The organism is Vibrio methylphosphonaticus (assembly GCF_023634655.1).
Taxonomy (GTDB): domain Bacteria; phylum Pseudomonadota; class Gammaproteobacteria; order Enterobacterales; family Vibrionaceae; genus Vibrio; species Vibrio methylphosphonaticus.
On record NZ_JAMKMS010000005.1, the window covers coordinates 249,950 to 270,410 of the forward strand.

Below are 20,461 nucleotides of genomic sequence, written 5' to 3' on the forward strand. Positions count from 1 at the left end.
TTCTCTGATAATCGAGTGCTCTCCGAATGGGGAGCCAGTACACACATTAATAAAAATATTTATGGTCAATCATAGTACCAATTAATCATAAATATTGTTATTCATCAGGTTGAATTCAAGACTACACTAAAAATTTATTGTAAAACTTAAACTAAATCAATAAAACTTAAAAAAGTTTGATAAAAATTTGGGTAGTGACGCTCACTACCCAAATAAATCACTACATTTTTACAAGAATGCAGGGATTCCGTACTGACCTTCTAGCATACCGACAGCAAGCATTGCTACCAAACATACGACGAAGACGCCTACAGGGATCACGATTTTGTCTACAAAAGATAGACGAGATGCACGCTCTTTGTCACCTATTAGTCCATTATTATCTAGGAACATGGTCAGCGCCCAGGCTAGAACTGGGTTAGCAACGACGGCGGCAAAGATACAGATACCTGCAGCTTGTGAATCTTTGGTTTCTCTTACCATCTGCATACCCGCTTCAAGCAGTGGAAGGAATACACCGACCAACAACGCAACACGCATAACAGGAGGCCATACCGCAACGTCCATTGGGAAGCCAAGAATTGCCACAATGATACACAAAGAACCAAGTAGAATCGCACCTGCTGGAATAGGACGCTTAGCGATAGCGGCAGGGATCATATATGTACCCCAAGACGATGTGATGTTACCACCACCAACCGCAGTACCGACCATTTGACGAACAGAACACATAGTCATTGTGTCATCAACGTCCATAAGTACTTTTTCAGTCTTACGTGGGTAGTTTAGCTCTTGGAAGATACGGTGACCAAGGAAATCAGGAGACCACATCGCAACGGCTAGGATTGCAAATGGAAGAGATGCAATGAAGTGCTGCAGATTTGGAAGACCAAGCATCCAACCTTCAGTTTCGCTGCCCCACCAGTAAACAGGGTTTAGATTAGGAATACCCATTTCAGTTTCAAATGTTAGGTCAAAACCAGCACCTAGTCCAAGCGCAATCAGAAGTCCGGTAATGGCACAAACTGGGATTGCTAGCCAACGCATGTTGATTTTAGCAAGGTAAGCGTAGACGGCAATGTTGATACCCAATACCACAAGGCCTAAATAACCCATGCTACCTGCTTCAACCGTAGCAGATTGCAGACCAACCGCCCACTCTTGGATTGAACCAATCTGACTCATGGTTCCTGTAAAGCCCAAGAAAATGAGCAAGCCACCGGCGGTCCCTTGAGAGGTGAGGTTAACCAGTTTCGATCCCCCCTTAAAATAACTTAAGAGTAAACCAAACACACCAAGAAGGATTGCTAACGCAAGTGGGTGAGCGCCCGCAAGTGCGATTGAACCGATCAAAGGAATCATTGGGCCGTGGTTGCCGGCTAAGTTGGCTCTTGGATTGAAAAAGCCAGAAGCGAGAATACAAAACAGCAAGGCAGGGATAAGCATCTCTACACGAGCGACTTCGATGGCAAATTCTTTACCAAGGTTCACGTGGTCCCATGCTGCGGTTAAACCGTCAGCCCAAGACATCATTACCGCAGAATACATTGCGATAATACCAATAGTACCTGCCAAGGCAGGTACTAAATCTTCGAGCTCAAAGCGGAAATCACGGCCAGGAAGGTTTAATCCATAGCGGCGTGGCTTCATGATTTGAAGTTCGTGGTCTAGGTATTCAGAGCGGCTGGCAAACTCAGAAGCGGGACGATGAAGCTCTTGATAGCTTTTGGTCTCAATATCTGAATCAGAATGCGCTTTATTGACGGCGTCTGACATAGATTCCTCATTATAAAAAAGTTAGTCGTTTGGTGTTTTAGTCGTTTGGCTTGATAGAAGAATACATTCGCTGAATATGAAAATGGATACTTGCACGCGACTCGCGTGCTTAAGAATAGACGATATCCATTGGTAATAGGCGAATTATTCGTGCTATATCAATGGAGCTGAGTCTAGCAAGCAACGCTAACAGCTTGATTGATCTTGATCACTTTAAGAAATATTGTGAAAGAAAATTACAACCGATGTTGGAATTTGCGCACTTGGTTAACATTCACCGTAACTCACTTTCATTACTTAACAATATGAGTCAGGTTTACTAAGTCAAAGCTAAAACAAACTTTCTAAAATTTATTCATTTGGCACATTATTTGCTTTGTTTTCGGTAATAGATCGGCATGGCAGCGCTTTGCCGCACAAAAAATCAGCTAGGAAAGAATGATGAAGAAAAGAGTAATGTTGCCACTTGTTGCCGCGATTTCTACAGCAATGGTTGGGTGTGGCGGCGGAGGCGGCGGTGACAATAGTTCTCCGTCAACACCGAAAACGACTTTTACGTTTAACTTTCTAAAAGCCAAATCGGAATCAGCGACAACGAACTCACAATGTCGTGTCTACAAAGAATTTGAAGAGCAGGGTGAGGAAATGGTTCTTCATTATTATTCACTTGGCAATGCGTTGGACCAGAGCATTATTGCTTATTACTCTGATGAAAATGGAGTAAAGGTTGGAGAGTCAATTTACGCATCATCTGGTAAGTTAAGCATAGTGCTGGAAAGTATGCCGGACGATGGTTACGTCACGATTCAAGAGTTTAACGGTACCATTATTAACGCGACGACGTTGAGTAAGAACTTGTTATCAACAGATTCAAGTAGCTTACGTAGCGTCGATTTTTCTATTACTGGGAATACGCAAACAACAAATTGTATCTCCGGATCGAATGATGTTGAAACAAGCGTGAACAACCTTGAATACGACAACGCGCCGGACTCATCAGGGACCAAGGATTCAAATTATTATTTCGATTCCCAGCTTGAGACAGTGACGTTGACGAATCCAAAGCTTGGTAGCACGAATCTCGAAAAAATCGTCGCTGAAAAAACGATGATTACACAATACCGAACGAGCGATCGCACCCAACTTTTTCAGTATGGCTTCTCTGGTTGGAATAACGATGTGATGTCTTTTGCTGGAAGTCAAAAAACACCTGAATACAGCAACTACTCTCAAATTGATTTTCAGAATATCGACATCTCATTAATATATTCGGGTTTTCGGTATGCATTGGCAACGATCGACAAAAATGCTAGCTTTTATCACCCTCAACAAGCTAAGTCAGAAACTTGGGTATTTGATGTTCAAGGTGGAATAACCACGCCAAACTGGGAAAGTTCATTTAGTGATGCAATTAGCGATGAGGATTGGATATTGAAGGTTGACGACATTAACCTTTTTGATGCCTCAGGTGTTAATGATTCAAACCCTTCTGTATCATCAGGGCTTATCGACGTGTCAGCAAGTATTGGTGTATCGGACGAGAGTGGTATTCAACGAGTGACATATGAGCAGGGAACTACGGTAGGTACCACTCCTTATGTATTGAGACATACTTTGTATACTGAAATACGCCCTCAAGTTTTAGTACCTGAACTAGAATACGGTTCAATCCCTGGGGATGCATCTAAAGACCTAGTGGTTTCCAATAGCTCACAGTTCTATCAAAGTTACTTATTTACCGAAAACAGCAATGACGTCTCTATCGCGGAGTTCATGAGTCAATACAGCCACTCGGAATCCAAGATTGCAAAAGATGAAATTGGCGTATTAAAAAGCTTGGTTGAGATGAGAGATATCGAAAACAATATTTTGCAAACTAAAACGTTGATGTTGTTGAGGCCAAACAGCTAATTCCGACTTATTGTTACCACTACAAGCCCCTCATGTAAGGGGCTTTTTCCTTTCAATCTATGCGTTTTCAGTCTATCAGCTTGATAGGATTTCCTGACTCCTTTAAAGCGGTTGAATAAAACAACCTAATTCATAAGCGATCTCTTGAATCATTTTCAATGAAATGTAAAAAAGGTTGTTATATAGTGTTTTGACGTACGATTTAGTTAAATGACTGAAGTGGAACAATACATCCGGATTAGAGTTGTTTCTAGTCGGTGTGAAGCGACGGTGTTAAATCACATGAAAGTGAAGGTTTGAAGGTTAAAAGGGAACGATAACTCCGTTTTATGCCGTAGGGAGTAAGTGGTGCTAGCAAAAAGAATAATTCCTTGTTTGGATGTCCGTGATGGTCAGGTGGTAAAGGGCGTTCAGTTCCGAAACCATGAAGTAATTGGCGACATTGTTCCTCTTGCGGCGCGATATGCCGAAGAGGGGGCAGATGAGCTGGTGTTTTATGATATTACCGCCTCAAGTGACGGTCGTGTCGTGGACAAAAGCTGGGTAGCGCGAGTCGCTGAGGTGATTGATATCCCTTTTTGCGTAGCAGGCGGTATTAAATCTGCTGAAGATGCGGCGCGTATTTTAGAGTTTGGTGCAGACAAGGTATCAATCAACTCCCCAGCGTTGGCCAATCCAGAACTGATCACTGAACTTGCAGACAAGTTCGGCGTGCAGTGTATTGTCGTTGGTATTGACTCATATTTTGATAAAGAAACAGGGAAGTATCAGGTCTATCAGTTTACCGGTGACGAGTCTCGCACCAAAGCTACTCAATGGGAAACACGTGATTGGGTGCAAGAAGTTCAAAAGCGCGGTGCAGGTGAGATCGTCCTTAACATGATGAACCAAGATGGGGTTCGCAGTGGCTATGACATTACCCAGCTGAATATGGTGCGTGAAGTGTGCAAAGTACCACTGATCGCTTCAGGAGGCGCGGGTGCAATGGAGCACTTTGCTGAAGTCTATCAACAAACTAACGTGGATGGTGCGCTTGCCGCATCCGTTTTCCACAAACAAATTATTAATATTGGTGAGCTAAAACAGTATTTAGTTGGCCAAGGTGTGGAGATCCGATTATGAGCGAAACAACAGCCACGCTAAACGAGCGTATTGACTGGGAAAAAATCGACGGAATGGTGCCTGCAATTGTTCAGGATTTTCAGTCAAGTCAGGTATTGATGATGGGTTATATGAACCCAGCGGCATTAGATAAAACGCTACAAACACAACAGGTTACGTTTTTCTCGCGTACTAAGTCTCGTCTTTGGACGAAGGGTGAAACGTCGGGTAATGTATTACAGCTAAAATCGATTGCACTAGACTGCGATAATGACACGTTATTGGTAAAAGTTGACCCTATTGGGCCTACCTGTCATACTGGTACTACAACGTGCTTCGATGGCGACCAACAAGAAGAGTCACAAATGGTGTGGCTTCATCAACTTGAGCAACTGCTCGCTGATCGAAAAAATGCTGATCCCGGCACTTCTTACACCGCGAGCCTCTATGCTAGTGGCACCAAGCGCATGTCGCAGAAAGTTGGCGAAGAAGGCGTTGAAGTCGCGCTTGCGGCAACGTCGGGTGACAAGGCGGAGTTAGTCTGTGAATCTGCCGATTTAATTTATCACCTGATGGTTTTGCTTCAAGATCAAGGCCTATCAATGAACGAAGTGATTAATAAGTTGAAAGAGCGTCATAAATAAGTATCTTGACGTTGCAGACCCAAGTTGCAGAACCACGTTGATGGTCGCGTGATTACTCACAAGTTATAAACGCTGATAGGTTATAAACATTTAAAGGTTATAAACATTTATCGGTTAACAACAACGATAGATTGCAGGTACTGCACTGAGTGCTTGCACGAATGTCCAACCCCTATTTGTGTACAAACCCACTAAAAAGCCCTCTTTCGAGGGCTTTTTAGTGGGTCAACCTGCGTCTTATTCTGGTTTATCATCGATGGATGAAGAGCAGAACCTGTATCTTTAGACAGGAGGAGTGGCGTATATGTGTCTTCGACAAAATATTGTCTGCGCGTCTGTTGCGCTATTTCGCTATGTCACCGTCTACAGGAGTGACAGAACTAGCGTGATAGCCCTTGGGCCCTTCTTCTACTTCGTAGTTGACTTGTTGTCCTGCTTTAAGGGTTCGGTACCCGTCCATGTGAATTGTAGAATAGTGTGCAAATATATCGTTGTCGCCGCCTTCTGGACAAATGAATCCAAATCCCTTGGCATTGTTAAACCATTTTACTGTACCTGTAGCCATGCTATACATCCCTCATGCATTTTACTGAAGTCATTCGAAGACACGGTTCACCACTTCACCGTCGACGCTTCTTTTCAGCGACCAAACTCTTTTTCTCGTCTACGCGTTTTGCTCTAGGCGGAAATAAACCACTGTAAGCCTTTTCCTATAAGCAAAATTAAGGCGAGATAAACTTGTTAAAATTTAGTCACTAAATAACCACTTTAGTCAATCATTAAACTTAGTCAATAAGAATGTCGTATAAATAACCACATATTCTAAACATATGCACTTTGGTTTTAACAATCTCGCAAACAGGTTCTTTTGTTTAGGTTTTGATGCTGTATTCTTAATAGAGGAGGAATTGTTTTTGCTACTTGGCTCATATGTGACACACATTAATAGCATTGTTTTGTTTGCAGCGATACAATTGGTGCATTAGTCTCTAATATAGAGATGCTTTTCGAGTGTAAGCATAAAATGCCTCAATGACATTAGGTAGTTTGGCTTTATACAGTCTTTTGAATATTAACGAAAACTCTCAAACATTCTGGCCATGAGTAAAAATTTTGAATGGGTGACTCCAGACTCAGACTTACTGGAGAAAGAAAAAACTAAGGTTAAGCCACCGGGAATGTACCATGTTGTATTGAACAATGATGATTACACACCGATGGACTTTGTTGTAGAAATCTTGGAACGCTTTTTTTCACTCAACGAAGATCAAGCGACACAAGTGATGTTACAAGTGCACTATGACGGTAAAGCGGTCTGTGGAACGTATACATCCGAAGTCGCTGAGACGAAAGTTGCTCAAGTGACCATGTATTCAAGGGAAAATGAACATCCACTTTTGTGTACCATGGAAAAAGCCTAATTTTCGAATGAATGGCAGCTGTCATTCCTTAGGAGGTACTTATGCTTAACAAAGAATTAGAATCGAGTCTCAACGGCGCATTTGCTCGTGCTCGTGATAAAAGACATGAATTCATGACCGTAGAGCATCTCCTTTTAGCTTTGTTGGAAAATGACTCGGCTAAAGAGGCTTTAACGGCTTGCAGCGCTAACCTCGATACCTTGCGCGAAGAGCTTGACGCATTCATTGATCAAACAACGCCGCTTATTCCTGATAATGACGATACACGTGAAACTCAACCAACGTTGAGTTTTCAAAGAGTATTGCAGCGCGCTGTCTTCCACGTCCAATCTTCTGGACGCAGCGAAGTAACAGGGGCAAATGTATTAGTCGCCATTTTTAGTGAGCAAGAATCTCATGCCGCTTATTTATTGAAGAAAAATGATATTAGTCGCCTAGACATCGTCAACTTCATCTCTCACGGCATTACCAAAAACTCGGGTTCGTCAGACAATGAACCTTCAAGCGGTTCATTAGGGGGCGGAAGCGAACCTGTTGAAGATGCAAGCGGAGAAGACCGCTTAGAAAGTTTTGCAACGAATTTGAATCAGGTGGCAAAAGCCGGAGACATCGACCCGCTTATCGGCCGTGATAAAGAGTTAGAGCGTACGATCCAAGTTCTGTGTCGTCGCCGTAAAAATAACCCATTGCTTGTCGGTGAGGCCGGCGTGGGTAAAACTGCCATCGCAGAAGGTCTAGCGTGGCGCATTGTTGAAGGCTCAGTGCCGGATGTAATAGAAAACTGCGTGATCTATTCGCTTGATATCGGTTCATTATTGGCGGGCACGAAATACCGTGGAGACTTTGAAAAGCGTTTTAAAGCGATTTTGAAACAGCTTGAAAAAGAAGACGACGCGATTCTCTTTATCGACGAAATTCACACGATTATTGGAGCTGGTGCCGCTTCAGGTGGCCAAGTTGACGCGGCGAACTTAATTAAGCCGTTACTGAGTAGTGGTAAGTTGCGTTGTATTGGGTCAACCACATACCAAGAGTACAGCAATATTTTTGATAAAGAGCGTGCCTTATCACGTCGTTTCCAAAAAATTGATGTTGTTGAGCCTTCTTTAGACGACACCACGAAAATTCTTATTGGTTTGAAACCCAAGTATGAAGCGCATCACGAAGTTCGTTATACCAACAAGGCGCTTCGTGCCGCAGTAGAGCTTTCTGCTAAATACATCAACGAACGTCACTTACCCGATAAAGCTATTGATGTTATCGATGAGGCTGGAGCGCGAAGCCGACTTGTTCCTGCGAGCCGTCGTAAGAAAACCGTTGGTGTTGCTGATATAGAGTCGATGGTTGCTAAGATGGCACGCATCCCTGAAAAGTCCGTATCATCGTCAGACAAAGATATTCTGCAGAATCTTGATGAAAAAATGAAGATGCTGGTATTTGGTCAAGATAAAGCGATCGATGTGCTGTCAGAAGCGATTAAGATGACGCGAGCGGGATTGGGGAATGACGAGCGACCTGTCGGTTCGTTCTTGTTCGCTGGACCAACTGGTGTTGGTAAGACGGAAGTCACCGTGCAGTTGTCGAAACTTCTGGGCATTGAATTACTAAGATTTGATATGTCTGAATACGGTGAACGCCACTCTGTGAGTCGCTTAATTGGTGCGCCTCCGGGTTACGTAGGCTACGATCAAGGCGGGTTGTTGACTGATGCGGTAATCAAGCATCCACATTCTGTTGTCTTACTTGATGAGATTGAAAAAGCACACCCAGATATCTTCAATCTGCTATTGCAGGTGATGGATAATGGTACGTTGACTGATAACAATGGTCGTAAAGCCGACTTCCGCAATGTCATCTTGGTCATGACCAGTAATGCTGGTGTTTCTGAAACTGAGAAGAAATCCATTGGTTTGATTCAGCAAGATCACAAACCAGATGCGATGGGAGCTATCAAACGCGTCTTTACACCAGAGTTCCGAAATCGTCTTGACGGTATTATCTGGTTCAATAGCTTGGATGATACAGTGATTCACCAAGTGGTTGATAAGTTCATTGTTGAGCTTCAAGCGCAATTAGATTCTCGAGGCGTCTCTTTAGAAGTCTCCGCAGAAGCTCGTGATTGGCTTGCAGTGAAAGGTTATGATAAGACAATGGGCGCACGTCCTATGGGGCGTGTTGTGCAGGATAAGCTGAAGAAACCACTAGCAAATGAATTGCTCTTTGGTTCACTGGTTGATGGTGGTACGGTTAAGGTTGACTTGAAAGATGACGACCTAACTTTCGAGTATATTGGCCTGAAAGAAGAAGTACTTCATTAGTCTTAAGATGCTGAGTTTTCCTGATAAAGGATGAAACAGTAGTGATAAAGCGTGCGATTTCTCGCACGCTTTTTTATTGCCTATAGCTGGCGGTTAGTCGCCAGTGATGATTGTTTAATGAAGATAAACTTAGCTGCGGCTCTTAAGGCATATAAATCTCATTGTCCTGTTTATGTCCATACTAAGAGGCGGTATCGAGTCCTGCTAGCGAAAAGTTACTGGTACCTTTAGGGGGGATGGGGATAACGCTTGATAGGGGCTTCTACGATGGACGTCAAATGGTAGTGAAGGTTCTGTCGAACAGTTGAATAGTTGCCATCTCGGCGGTTATAAAATGGGTTGGGTCTACCGTTCTGATAATTGCCTTCAGCTGAAGCAGTGATGGGCGTGGGTAATGGTGACAATATATTGCTACTACCGTGCAAGAACACCGTCGTTGTGACAACTGCTGGGAGCTTTTAGCTAGCTTCGCAGCTGATGTTAGGGTTTTTTCAACCGATGGTGAATGCGTAATAACGCAGATGAACAGTATGCTTTGATGTCACTATTAACGAATTATATCCACAAAAAACGGAGCCTAGGCTCCGTTTTTTTTTGTGTTCGGTTAAACGTAGAGATTAACGAGCACGGAAGACGATGCGACCTTTAGATAGGTCGTATGGAGTCATCTCTACAGTTACTTTGTCACCAGTAAGGATACGGATGTAGTTTTTACGCATCTTACCAGAGATGTGGGCTGTAACTACGTGACCGTTTTCTAGTTCAACACGGAACATTGTGTTTGGTAGAGTATCAAGAACAGTGCCTTGTAGCTCAATTACGTCTTCTTTAGCCATTGAATCCTCTTTCGAAATGTGGCGCTTTTAACGGTCTGCATTGTGCCGTTAAAATCTTTATAAGTAAAGTTGTCGCGTATTCTACCCTTGCCACCGCTGATTTACTAGCCTTTGATGACGTTGGAAGCGTGTTTTATAGTTCATCGCAGAGCATTGGTCGATCTGATAGCCTAAATATAACCACTGTTTGTTGTAAAGTTGGCAATATTGCGCTTGAAAAAGTATTGCCAGTGTTCCCAAAGACAAGGGGACGTCTGGATCAAAAAAAGTGTAAAACGCACTGGCGCTATTTTCTAAAATATCAGTAATGGCGATGCCAACAAGTGTCTCTCCATCATAGATATGAAGAAAGTGCATGGTCATCCAACCACATTTTGCAAAATCAAAGAACTGCTCCTTTTTAGGAGGGTACATACTGCCTGTTGTATGACGAGCATTGATATATTTGGCATAAAGCTCAAACCATCCGTCATCGAGCTCGGTCTTGATGCTCCACGAGAGATGTGTCGATTTTGATAAAATGCGCTTTTGACTACGAGTGGCTTTAAATTCGGGGATCGCAATTCTTAGCGCCTGGCATGACTGACAATGATCGCACTGTGGCTTATAAATAACGTCGCCGCTGCGGCGAAAGCCATTCGCAAGGAGCATCTCAAAGTGCGCTTCGTCATGGCAGTACTTTTCAAGAACAATGGCAACACGCTCTTCTTGTTCTTTGATATAGCTGCATGGCTGATTGGTGGTTAAACCAATCCGAATTTGTTGTGAGGCCATGTTCATCCGTTGATCACCTTGGGTATACGTAGGGTAATGTCCTGTTGCGCGTAACAATCCTTAAGCATGGACGCTTCTCTGCGTTGATGCAAACTATCAATAAACTCTTCGCGAGTTAACTCTATCGCGCCCAGTGACGCCAAGTGAGGGTTCATCACCTGACAATCAATAAGTGTTCCACCGTGTTCGACGAAATGCTGGCAAAAATACCATAACGCAATTTTTGATGCGTTAGGTTGTAGAGAAAACATGGATTCGCCACAGAACACCGTACCAATCGACAATCCGTACAGTCCCCCTATTAATGTATCCTCTTGCCATACTTCGACAGATTGGCAATGCCCTTGTTCTGATAGAGCAATGTAAGCATCACACATGTCTTGATTGAGCCAAGTTTCTTGTGCAGGACGCGTACTCGAGCAATATTTGATGACTTGATCCGTTGCCCTATTCAGCGTTACACGGTATTGCGCTTTATTTTGGTACTTTCTCAAGCTTCGAGAAGGCTTAAACAATTCAGGGATAAACACTGCTCTTGGAGCAGGGCTCCACCAGAGCAGGGGTTCATTAGGACCAAACCAAGGAAAAATGCCATGATGATAGCCGTTTAAAATTCTTTCAGGGTTCAGATCGCCACCAAAAGCGAGTAGCCCGTTAGGATCGTCTAGAGCCTCAAAAGGTGAGGGGAAATCAAAGCAAGTGTTGCTGAGTTCAGGTAAATAAATAGTCATGATAATTAGCTTAGCCATTCTTGAGTTCATTATACGCTAATTAGGTATGAATATGCCGATTGAATCAGTACTAGTTAACTAGTACTGATTGCGCAAAAGACAAGCAAAACTCACGGATAAAAGCTGGTGTTTGAGTAATAATTTGGTTAGGCTGCTTTTACGAAGAATAGTAATGGTATTCGTTGTAGGACAGTGGATGCCAGTAAAGGATTAGATTCAAATAATGGAAAGCTTAACACTCCAACCCATCAAAAAAGTCTCCGGAACGGTTAACCTTCCAGGTTCTAAAAGTGTCTCAAATCGTGCGCTACTTCTAGCCGCTTTAGCACAAGGGACAACAACGCTCACCAATCTTCTTGATAGCGATGATATTAAGCATATGTTGAATGCTTTAACAGCGTTAGGCGTGAGCTATAACCTGTCAGAAGATAAAAAGCAGTGCGTAGTGCAAGGATTAGGTCGTCCTTTTTCAGTTGATCAAATGACAGAGTTGTTCTTGGGGAATGCAGGAACGGCAATGCGTCCTTTGGCAGCAGCACTATGCCTTGGTCAAGGTGAGTATGTCCTGACTGGCGAGCCAAGAATGAAAGAGCGTCCAATCGGTCACCTTGTTGATGCGCTCGCACAAGCGGGTGCCAAGGTCGAATACCTTGAAAACGTCAATTACCCACCTCTGAAAATTTATGGCACAGGTTTAGAAGGCGGAAAAGTCACCATCGATGGTTCTATTTCTAGCCAATTTTTGACAGCGTTTTTAATGTCAGCACCGTTTGCTAAATCTGATGTGACCATTGAAATCGTGGGTGATTTAGTCTCGAAACCATACATTGATATCACGCTTCATATCATGAAACAGTTTGGTGTCGTGGTTGAAAATGACAACTACCAGACCTTTATTATCCGCTGTGGGCAGCAGTACCAATCGCCAGGCCAATTTTTAGTTGAAGGTGATGCTTCATCTGCTTCATATTTCCTTGCTGCGGCTGCAATCAAGGGCGGGGAAATCAAGGTTACGGGTATTGGTAAAAACAGCATACAAGGTGATATTCACTTTGCTGATGCGCTAGAAAAAATGGGAGCGGAAATAGAGTGGGGTGATGACTACATCACATGCCGAAAAGGTGAATTGGTTGGCATAGATATGGATTACAATCATATTCCAGATGCCGCCATGACCATCGCGACTACCGCTTTATTTGCCAAGGGAAAAACCGTTATACGCAATGTCTATAACTGGCGCGTTAAAGAAACGGACCGTTTGGCCGCCATGGCGACAGAGCTCAAAAAAGTGGGTGCAAAAGTTGAAGAAGGGGAAGACTACATTATTGTCGAACCGGTGTCGGAATTAACGCATGCTGAGATTGATACTTATGATGATCATCGAATGGCAATGTGTTTCTCGCTTGTTGCACTAAGCGATACACCTGTGACCATTAATGACCCTAAATGTACGTCAAAAACATTCCCAGATTATTTTGACAAGCTGGCAGAATTAAGCCAATAGTGGATGAATAGCTAAACAAGCGCCCGTTGAAGGGCGCTTGTTTTTTATACGTTAAAGGTCGACTCGTGCTAATGAATATTTTTAGCGTAGTCTTTTAGTTCAGCGTGAATTCTTTAGAAAGATGATGGGCAAGATACTTAAACATGTTAAATACTGCTGTGGTATTCGCCGTCGGTAAACCTTGATCGTCGAGAAAATAATTTCCTTTAAAAACGAGCACTTCATCTTTTTCATCTACACTGTCTGCACGCATACCTTCTAAATAGTCGTCATGCTCTTGGATTATTTGGTTTGCAATTAGCAATAAATCAAACTCGGAAATACGTTGTTTTTCTGACATATAAACGCTCTCAATCATTAGGCAATTTCCGATAGTGTATGGACGCGCCGCGGGTTTGCAAGTGCTAAGTTGTTGCCCATGATGGCAGACGTTTTGTGATAAGAAACAAATTTTGGTTATCAACGCTAGGCACAACAAGGGTTTGACGTTTACTATGGCGGCTTTGTTTTAATGGGCGAACTGAGTTAGATCGGACATTTGTCGAGCGATTAGAGTGTAATTGCAAAAAAACAGGTTGATCTTCTTTTGTTCTCGCTCAATAGTAAAAAGAAGCATAAATTTCGAACATCGTGCGATTAACACTCGCAATGTGATATAGGACGTTAGTGTCATTATGGGAAAGTCACTGGTTATAGTGGAGTCACCCGCAAAGGCTAAAACCATCAACAAATACCTGGGTAAAGACTTCGTTGTGAAGTCGAGTGTGGGTCACGTACGTGATTTACCAACAGCAGGTCAAAGTACTGGTAAAAAAGCAGCGGCAGTCTCGACCAAAGGTTTAAGTGTTGAAGAAAAAGCACGAATTAAAAAAGCAAAAGACCAAAAAGCACTGATTAAAAAGATGGGTATTGACCCATACAGCGACTGGGATGCTAATTATCAGATCTTACCTGGCAAAGAAAAAGTCGTTGCAGAATTACAAAAATTAGCGAAAGACGCCGATTACGTCTATCTCGCAACCGATTTGGACCGCGAGGGAGAAGCTATCGCATGGCACCTTCGTGAGATCATCGGCGGCGATGAAGAGCGATATAAGCGAGTTGTCTTTAACGAGATCACTAAAAATGCTATCCAGCAAGCCTTTGAGGCACCTGGAGAGCTAAACATGGATGGCGTTAACGCCCAGCAGGCGCGTCGTTTCCTCGATCGTGTCGTTGGCTTTATGGTATCGCCTCTACTGTGGAAGAAAGTCGCACGTGGCTTGTCTGCAGGACGTGTACAATCGGTTGCTGTTAAGTTACTAGTAGAGCGAGAGCGTGAAATCAACGCGTTTATTCCAGAAGAATTCTGGGACATTCATGCTGATACTAAAACGACCAACAAAACAGATTTTAGACTGCTCGTTGCCCAGAAGGGTGGCAAAGCGTTTAAACCGACGAACGAAACGGAAGCAAGCTCAGCGACTTCCATTCTCGCGAATGCCACATATGAAGTGTGCAAGCGTGAAGATAGACCAACGCAGAGTAAGCCATCAGCACCTTACATCACATCAACACTGCAGCAAGCGGCGAGTACTCGTCTAGGCTACGGTGTTAAAAAGACGATGATGCTAGCACAGCGTCTTTATGAAGGTGGTTACATCACCTATATGCGTACCGACTCTACGAACTTAAGTTCGGAAGCGGTAGAGACATTGCGAAGCTATATTGATAGTGAATTTGGCGGTGAATATCTGCCAGAAAACCCACTGCGTTATGGTAGCAAAGAGGGTGCACAAGAAGCGCACGAAGCGATTCGACCTTCTGACGTTACGGTTAAAGTTGATGACTTGCAAGGCATGGAAGCGGACGCTCATAAGCTGTACTCATTGATTTGGAATCAATTTGTTGCGTGTCAAATGACGCCTGCTAAATACGATTCAACGACAGTAAGCGTTAAAGCAGACGACTTCACGCTAAAAGCAAAAGGTCGCATTCTTAAGTTTGACGGTTGGACTCGCGTTCAACGCCCTATGGGCAAAAACGAAGATGCAATTTTGCCTGCAGTGCAAGTTGGCGATAAATTGGATTTGGTGGCGCTGGATCCAAAGCAGCACTTTACTAAACCGCCAGCACGCTTTACTGAGGCTGCGCTTGTTAAGGAACTAGAGAAGAAGGGCATCGGTCGACCGTCGACGTATGCTTCTATCATTTCGACAATCCAAGACCGTGGTTATGTGAAAGTAGAGCAACGTCGTTTTTATGCTGAAAAAATGGGCGAGATCGTAACAGACCGTCTTAATTACAGTTTTGACGACCTAATGAACTATGACTTCACCGCTCGTATGGAGCAAAAGCTCGATCAAATCGCGGAAGGTGAAACAAACTGGAAAGGCGTGCTTAACGACTTCTTCAACGAATTTACAACGGATCTTGAAAAGGCCGAACTCGATGAAGAAATAGGTGGTATGAAGCCTAACCATATCGTTGAAACGAATATTGAATGTCCTACCTGTTCTCGAACCATGGGTATTCGTACGGCATCAACGGGTGTATTCTTAGGTTGTTCTGGTTATGCGTTGCCTCCTAAAGAGCGGTGCAAAACCACCATTAACCTTGGTGATGAAGAAGGTATAATCAACGTCTTAGAAGAGGATGTTGAAACGGCCGCTTTACGTGCCAAAAAACGTTGTCCAATCTGCGAAACGGCAATGGACGCGTATCTTATTGATGATAAGCGCAAACTTCATGTTTGTGGTAATAACCCGAACTGTGAAGGCTACGTTGTTGAGCACGGCGAGTTTAAAGTTAAAGGTTACGACGGCCCTACGGTTGAATGTGATAAGTGTGGCTCTGAAATGGTGCTAAAAAATGGCCGTTTTGGGAAATATATGGGTTGTACTAACGAGGAGTGTAAGAATACTCGTAAGATTCTTAAGAATGGTGAAATAGCACCACCGAAAGAAGACCCGGTTCACTTCCCTGAATTGCCTTGCGAAAACTCAGATGCATATTTCGTACTTCGTGACGGTGCGTCAGGTCTGTTTATGGCCGCGAGCAACTTCCCTAAATCGCGAGAAACACGCGCACCATTAGTGAGCGAGCTTGCAAAATATAAAGAGCGAATTTCACCTAAGTTCCATTATTTAGCTGATGCACCAGTAGAAGATCCAGATGGTCGCCCTACAGTGGTTCGTTTTAGCCGCAAGACCAAAGAGAACTATGTACGTTCAGAAGTAGAAGGTAAGCCTTCAGGCTGGACGGGTATGTTTGTCGATGGTAAATGGGAAATTACTGATAAGCGTAAAAAACCAAAGAAATAACTCTCAACTTGTTTCATCAAAAACAGCGCCTAATTGGCGCTGTTTTTTTTGCCCTATATTCCCTAGTTTTTTGTCGGTCTTAGTCTCTGCTGAAGCGGCGTACAAAACGGTAGTAATGCGGCAGCGGTCACTATTGGTGACCTGTAAGGTGATCATTATGTTAACTAAATATGTTGTAATTGTATCTCGTGATTTGAAAACTGTGAGTTGTTCCAAGAGTTACAATGCAATACCGCACAATGTCCCATACTGTGATCTTACAAGTTGTAATCTTTTTTCAACACGATAATTTAAACGAAAACCATGCGTAGATAGTGGTTGAAAAACACTCAGTTAGCACGGCTGACTTAGAGTGAAATATTTTATATACGATATTCAACGTTTGATTGTCTGATGTGAACATCGACATCGTCATCCGTTAATAATGAAGTCAGGCTCCCCCCACAATATGACAGCCTGACGATAATGACAAAGTAGTAAAAACGGAGAATATAATGGCTGGTGTACTAGGAATGATCCTTGCTGGTGGTGAAGGGTCTCGCCTTCGTCCTTTGACTGATTCGCGCAGTAAGCCTGCAGTGCCTTTTGGAGGAAGTTATCGTCTTATCGATTTCGCTCTAAGTAATTTTATTAATGCCGACTTAATGCGTGTTTATGTACTGACACAGTTTAAATCGCAGTCGTTGTATCAACACATGAGAAAAGGTTGGAACCTAACGGGTATTACCGATCGATTTATTGACCCGATTCCAGCGCAAATGCGTGATGGTAAACGTTGGTACGAAGGTACAGCGGACGCGATTTATCAAAATGTCAGCTTCATCGAGTTAGCAAACCCTGAACACGTTTGTATTTTTGGTTCGGACCACATATACAAAATGGATATTCGTCAAATGCTCGACTTCCACAAGCACAGTGAATCTAAACTAACGGTGTCAGCTTTGCGTATGCCTTTAGCGGAAGCATCTGAGTTTGGCGTTATTGAAGTAGATGAAAACGGTAAGATGATTGGCTTTGAAGAAAAGCCAGCAAACCCTAAATCGATTCCGGGTCATCCAGATATGGCGTTGGTATCAATGGGTAACTATATCTTTGAAGCTAAGAGCCTATACCACGAACTCCGTATTGATGCAGAGAATGAAGCATCAAGTCATGACTTTGGTAAGGATATTATCCCTAAAATGTTCCCAGAAGGGGACGTTTATGTGTACGATTTTTCAACCAATAAGATTACCGGCGAAAAAGACACCACGTACTGGCGTGATGTAGGTACGATTGATTCTTACTGGGCTGCGCACATGGACTTGCTACAAGAGGATGCTCAGTTCTCATTGTATAACCGTACATGGCCTTTACATACCTATTACCCGCCTTTACCGCCAGCAACGTTTGTTGATGCTGAGCATGAAAAAATCAAAATTACCGACAGCTTAATCGCTGGGGGTAGTTATGTTCGAGGCTCATCTATTTACCGCTCTGTTCTTGGTTTTAGAAGTAATATTGCCGCTGGTTCTACGGTTAGCGAATCTGTTATCCTAGGTGACGTTAAAATTGGCGCGGGATGTACGATCAAGCGCACCATTATTGACAAAAATGTAGAAATTGCCCCTGGAACAGTGATCGGTGAAGATTTAGAGTTAGACGCAAAGCGTTTTCATGTTTCTCCAGGTGGCGTAGTGGTCATCAAAAAAGGGACAAAAGTTGGATTCTAAAATGAGACACATAGATGTATGGTTTCCAGTTTCAGAAGCTCAAGGACTTGTAAAAAGTGGAGGCTTGGCAGACGTTGCTAAGGCTCTGCCTAAAGCATTGCAAGAGCTCGGAAAATCGGTAGCGATTACATTACCTGGCTACCAAACCTTACCGAATAAACACGATTACGAGTGTGTTCTCTCAACAGAGCTAGAACACTGGCCACATACGGCTTACCAAGTTAAAAAAACCGAACTTGACGGTGTTGATGTTTACGTGATCGAATGTGATAAATACTTCGACCGTCCTGAACTTTATGCTGAGCATAACCGCGCGTATGCCGATAACGGCGAGCGGTTTGGTTTTTTTGCGGCCGCTAGCTTAGACGTATTACCGAAACTTGGTATCAAACCCGCCGTGGTACATGCGAATGACTGGCATACGAGTCTAGTACCGTTTTTGCTAAAAACTCGCTACGGCGATGATGATCGTTTCCGTGATGTGAAATCCGTTCTTACCGTTCACAATGCAATCTTTAAGGGTATTTTCTCTTATAGCCAGCTTGAAATCATCCCTGAGTTGAACCTGTCAGGAATGGAATTCTTACAGTATGGTGAAGGCTGGGTGAGCATGTTGCGAGCAGGTATTGCGTTCGCTGATAAGATTAATGCTGTTAGCCCTAACTATGCAGCAGAGCTAGTGACACCGCTAGGCTCACATGGCTTGGTGGATGATTTTGTTCATCGTGCAAAAGATCTTCACGGTATCGTTAACGGTTGTGATTATTCTGAATGGGACCCGCGAAACGACGAGTTTTTGCCAGAGCGTTATGAGGCCAAGCTTTCTAGTATGTTAAAAGGAAAGCTAGCGTCTAAAACATTGTTGCAACAAGAGCTGAATCTACCTCAAGTTGATACGCCAATGGTCGGCATGGTTTGTCGTCTAACTCATCAAAAAGGTTTTCATTACATTCTGCCAATTTTAGAGAAGTTTCTAAAAAATGATGTGCAAATGGTCATTATAGGAACGGGCGAATCTCAGATTGCCGCCCATCTACGTGATGTCGCATTAGCCTATCCGGACAAATTGGCATTTGTTGAGGCTTACAGCAACCGTTTTGCTCACTTGGTAGAAGCAGGATCAGAGTTCTTCTTGATGCCATCAGAGTTTGAAGCTTGTGGTCTTAACCAGCTTTATAGCATGGCTTACGGCACGTTGCCGATTATTCGTAAAGTGGGCGGATTAAAAGACACGGTTATTGATTTTGATGATAATCCGTCAGAAGCCACTGGCTTTGGCTTCGATGAACCTTGCCATGATGCATTGCTGATCACGTTGCAAAGAGCGTTATTGTTCTATTTGCAGCAACCTGAAGAGATGCATAAGATGCAATTGCGTGCAATGGGACGTGATTTCAGTTGGCTTGAGTCAGCAAAGGATTACAGCAAAATGTATGATATTGCCTTGAATCAAAACTAATTATTACCATTGCTTAAATGTAAAAGGCGACGTTATGTCGCCTTTTTTAATGATAAAAATCGATGATAAGTTAACACTTAGAAATGATTTTAAATGAAAAAACGTGGACTTTTTACCAGTATTTACAAGAATTGTGGTAACGTAACGCACACTAATATTACCCTTTAAGAGCCTATGTCTGAGAATCTACTTTTTCATAAAACGTATCTGCATCCCACCAGTAAAGAGTGGGTAGTGTTTGTGCATGGCGCCGGGGGAAGTTCGTCAATTTGGTTTAAACAAATTCGAGCTTACAGAGAGCATTTTAACCTTCTATTTGTTGATCTTAGAGGCCATGGTAAATCAAATCAATTGATCAAAGGGATCATGGCGAGCGGTTATACGTTTAAAAGCGTAACGGTTGATATTTTAAAAGTACTGGATCATCTTAAAATCCAATCTGCGCATTTTGTTGGTATGTCACTAGGTACGATTATTGTTCGAAATATCGCGGAGTTATCGGCGCATCGAGTTCGTTCTATGGTGCTGGGAGGCGCTGTAACGCGTTTTAACACGCGTTCTCAGTTGTTGGTAAACATCGGGAACTGGAGTAAGCACATTATCCCGTATATGTGGTTATATCGCCTGTTTGCCTATATCGTGATGCCACAGCGCGGCCAAAAAGAGTCCCGTCATATGTTTGTCCGTGAAGCCAAAAAGTTATGCCAAAAAGAATTTAAGCGCTGGTATACCTTAACCACGGAAGTGAATCCGCTGAATCGTTACTTCAAAGACAAAGAATTGCCAATCCCTACGCTCTACCTAATGGGGGATAAAGATTATATGTTCATTCACCCGGTTAAAGAGATGGTGGCAGAACATAAGTCGAGTCGCTTGCTCGAAATCGCAGATTGCGGGCATGTTTGTAATGTAGAAAAGCCCGACGAGTTTAATAAGCATTCCATTGCTTTCATTCAATCTGTTGGTTAACGT

Annotated in this window: 16 protein-coding genes and 1 pseudogene; 10 read left to right on the forward strand and 7 right to left on the reverse strand. The window is 43.2% G+C overall.

Annotation, left to right across the window (positions count from 1 at the left end):
• Window positions 1-228 precede the first annotated feature (228 nt).
• The gene (locus M9196_RS08110; RefSeq protein WP_250617028.1) at window positions 229-1,776 is read right to left on the reverse strand and encodes a DUF3360 family protein; all 1,548 of its coding nucleotides are present in this window, start codon (window positions 1,774-1,776) and stop codon (window positions 229-231) included.
• A gap of 438 nt (window positions 1,777-2,214) precedes the next feature.
• Between M9196_RS08110 and M9196_RS08115 the strand changes: the two genes are divergently transcribed.
• The 3 genes from M9196_RS08115 (at window position 2,215) to hisIE (ending at window position 5,432) form a co-directional block, all read left to right on the forward strand.
• The gene (locus M9196_RS08115; protein WP_250617029.1) at window positions 2,215-3,687 is read left to right on the forward strand and encodes a flagellar sheath protein A; all 1,473 of its coding nucleotides are present in this window, start codon (window positions 2,215-2,217) and stop codon (window positions 3,685-3,687) included.
• 348 nt (window positions 3,688-4,035) lie between these two features.
• A complete protein-coding gene (hisF, locus tag M9196_RS08120; RefSeq protein ID WP_250617030.1) occupies window positions 4,036-4,809 on the forward strand; it encodes an imidazole glycerol phosphate synthase subunit HisF in 774 nt (257 codons plus the stop codon).
• Window positions 4,806-5,432, forward strand: coding sequence for a bifunctional phosphoribosyl-AMP cyclohydrolase/phosphoribosyl-ATP diphosphatase HisIE (hisIE, locus tag M9196_RS08125; protein ID WP_250617031.1), 627 nt, complete (start codon window positions 4,806-4,808; stop codon window positions 5,430-5,432). The genes hisF and hisIE overlap by 4 nt, the downstream gene beginning before the upstream one ends.
• A 343-nt stretch (window positions 5,433-5,775) precedes the next feature.
• Here the strand turns inward: hisIE and cspD are convergent, their stop codons facing one another.
• Window positions 5,776-5,997 carry a cold shock domain-containing protein CspD gene (cspD, locus tag M9196_RS08130; RefSeq protein WP_250617032.1) on the reverse strand — a complete coding sequence of 74 codons (222 nt, stop codon included), beginning with the start codon at window positions 5,995-5,997 and terminating at the stop codon, window positions 5,776-5,778.
• Between the two features lie 535 nt (window positions 5,998-6,532).
• On the opposite strand from cspD, the gene clpS reads away from it, so the two are divergent.
• Both clpS and clpA read left to right on the forward strand, forming a co-directional pair.
• Entirely contained in the window at window positions 6,533-6,853 is a 321-nt protein-coding gene (clpS, locus tag M9196_RS08135) for an ATP-dependent Clp protease adapter ClpS (RefSeq protein WP_102471392.1), read from the forward strand.
• Window positions 6,854-6,894: 41 nt separating this feature from the next.
• Window positions 6,895-9,171, forward strand: coding sequence for an ATP-dependent Clp protease ATP-binding subunit ClpA (clpA, locus tag M9196_RS08140; protein ID WP_250617033.1), 2,277 nt, complete (start codon window positions 6,895-6,897; stop codon window positions 9,169-9,171).
• Window positions 9,172-9,788: 617 nt separating this feature from the next.
• On the opposite strand, the gene infA is transcribed toward clpA, so the two are convergent.
• The 3 genes from infA to aat all read right to left on the reverse strand — a co-directional run bounded on the left by infA (window position 9,789) and on the right by aat (window position 11,512).
• On the reverse strand, window positions 9,789-10,007 hold the full coding sequence (gene infA / locus M9196_RS08145; RefSeq protein ID WP_005600159.1) for a translation initiation factor IF-1: 219 nt from the start codon (window positions 10,005-10,007) through the stop codon (window positions 9,789-9,791).
• Between the two features lie 81 nt (window positions 10,008-10,088).
• Window positions 10,089-10,787, reverse strand: a complete 699-nt coding sequence (locus M9196_RS08150) for an arginyltransferase (protein WP_250617034.1) — start codon at window positions 10,785-10,787, stop codon at window positions 10,089-10,091.
• Window positions 10,784-11,512, reverse strand: a complete 729-nt coding sequence (aat, locus tag M9196_RS08155) for a leucyl/phenylalanyl-tRNA--protein transferase (RefSeq protein ID WP_250617096.1) — start codon at window positions 11,510-11,512, stop codon at window positions 10,784-10,786. The genes M9196_RS08150 and aat overlap by 4 nt, the downstream gene beginning before the upstream one ends.
• A gap of 223 nt (window positions 11,513-11,735) precedes the next feature.
• Between aat and aroA the strand changes: the two genes are divergently transcribed.
• Window positions 11,736-13,016, forward strand: coding sequence for a 3-phosphoshikimate 1-carboxyvinyltransferase (aroA, locus tag M9196_RS08160; protein WP_250617035.1), 1,281 nt, complete (start codon window positions 11,736-11,738; stop codon window positions 13,014-13,016).
• Between the two features lie 94 nt (window positions 13,017-13,110).
• On the opposite strand, the gene M9196_RS08165 is transcribed toward aroA, so the two are convergent.
• Window positions 13,111-13,356 carry a YciN family protein gene (locus M9196_RS08165; protein WP_250617036.1) on the reverse strand — a complete coding sequence of 82 codons (246 nt, stop codon included), beginning with the start codon at window positions 13,354-13,356 and terminating at the stop codon, window positions 13,111-13,113.
• Window positions 13,357-13,690: 334 nt separating this feature from the next.
• Here M9196_RS08165 and topA point away from each other — a divergent pair, with 334 nt between their 5' ends.
• The gene (gene topA / locus M9196_RS08170; protein ID WP_250617037.1) at window positions 13,691-16,318 is read left to right on the forward strand and encodes a type I DNA topoisomerase; all 2,628 of its coding nucleotides are present in this window, start codon (window positions 13,691-13,693) and stop codon (window positions 16,316-16,318) included.
• Between the two features lie 3 nt (window positions 16,319-16,321).
• Here the strand turns inward: topA and M9196_RS08175 are convergent, their stop codons facing one another.
• Window positions 16,322-16,474, reverse strand: coding sequence for a hypothetical protein (locus M9196_RS08175; protein ID WP_250617038.1), 153 nt, complete (start codon window positions 16,472-16,474; stop codon window positions 16,322-16,324).
• 320 nt (window positions 16,475-16,794) lie between these two features.
• On the opposite strand from M9196_RS08175, the pseudogene glgC reads away from it, so the two are divergent.
• The 3 genes and pseudogenes from glgC to M9196_RS08190 form a co-directional block, all read left to right on the forward strand.
• Window positions 16,795-18,030: pseudogene (gene glgC / locus M9196_RS08180) on the forward strand (glucose-1-phosphate adenylyltransferase); the annotation flags it as partial.
• A 1-nt stretch (window position 18,031) separates the two neighbouring features.
• Entirely contained in the window at window positions 18,032-19,489 is a 1,458-nt protein-coding gene (glgA, locus tag M9196_RS08185; RefSeq protein WP_250617040.1) for a glycogen synthase GlgA, read from the forward strand.
• A 174-nt stretch (window positions 19,490-19,663) separates the two neighbouring features.
• Entirely contained in the window at window positions 19,664-20,458 is a 795-nt protein-coding gene (locus M9196_RS08190; RefSeq protein WP_250617041.1) for an alpha/beta fold hydrolase, read from the forward strand.
• Window positions 20,459-20,461: the final 3 nt, after the last annotated feature.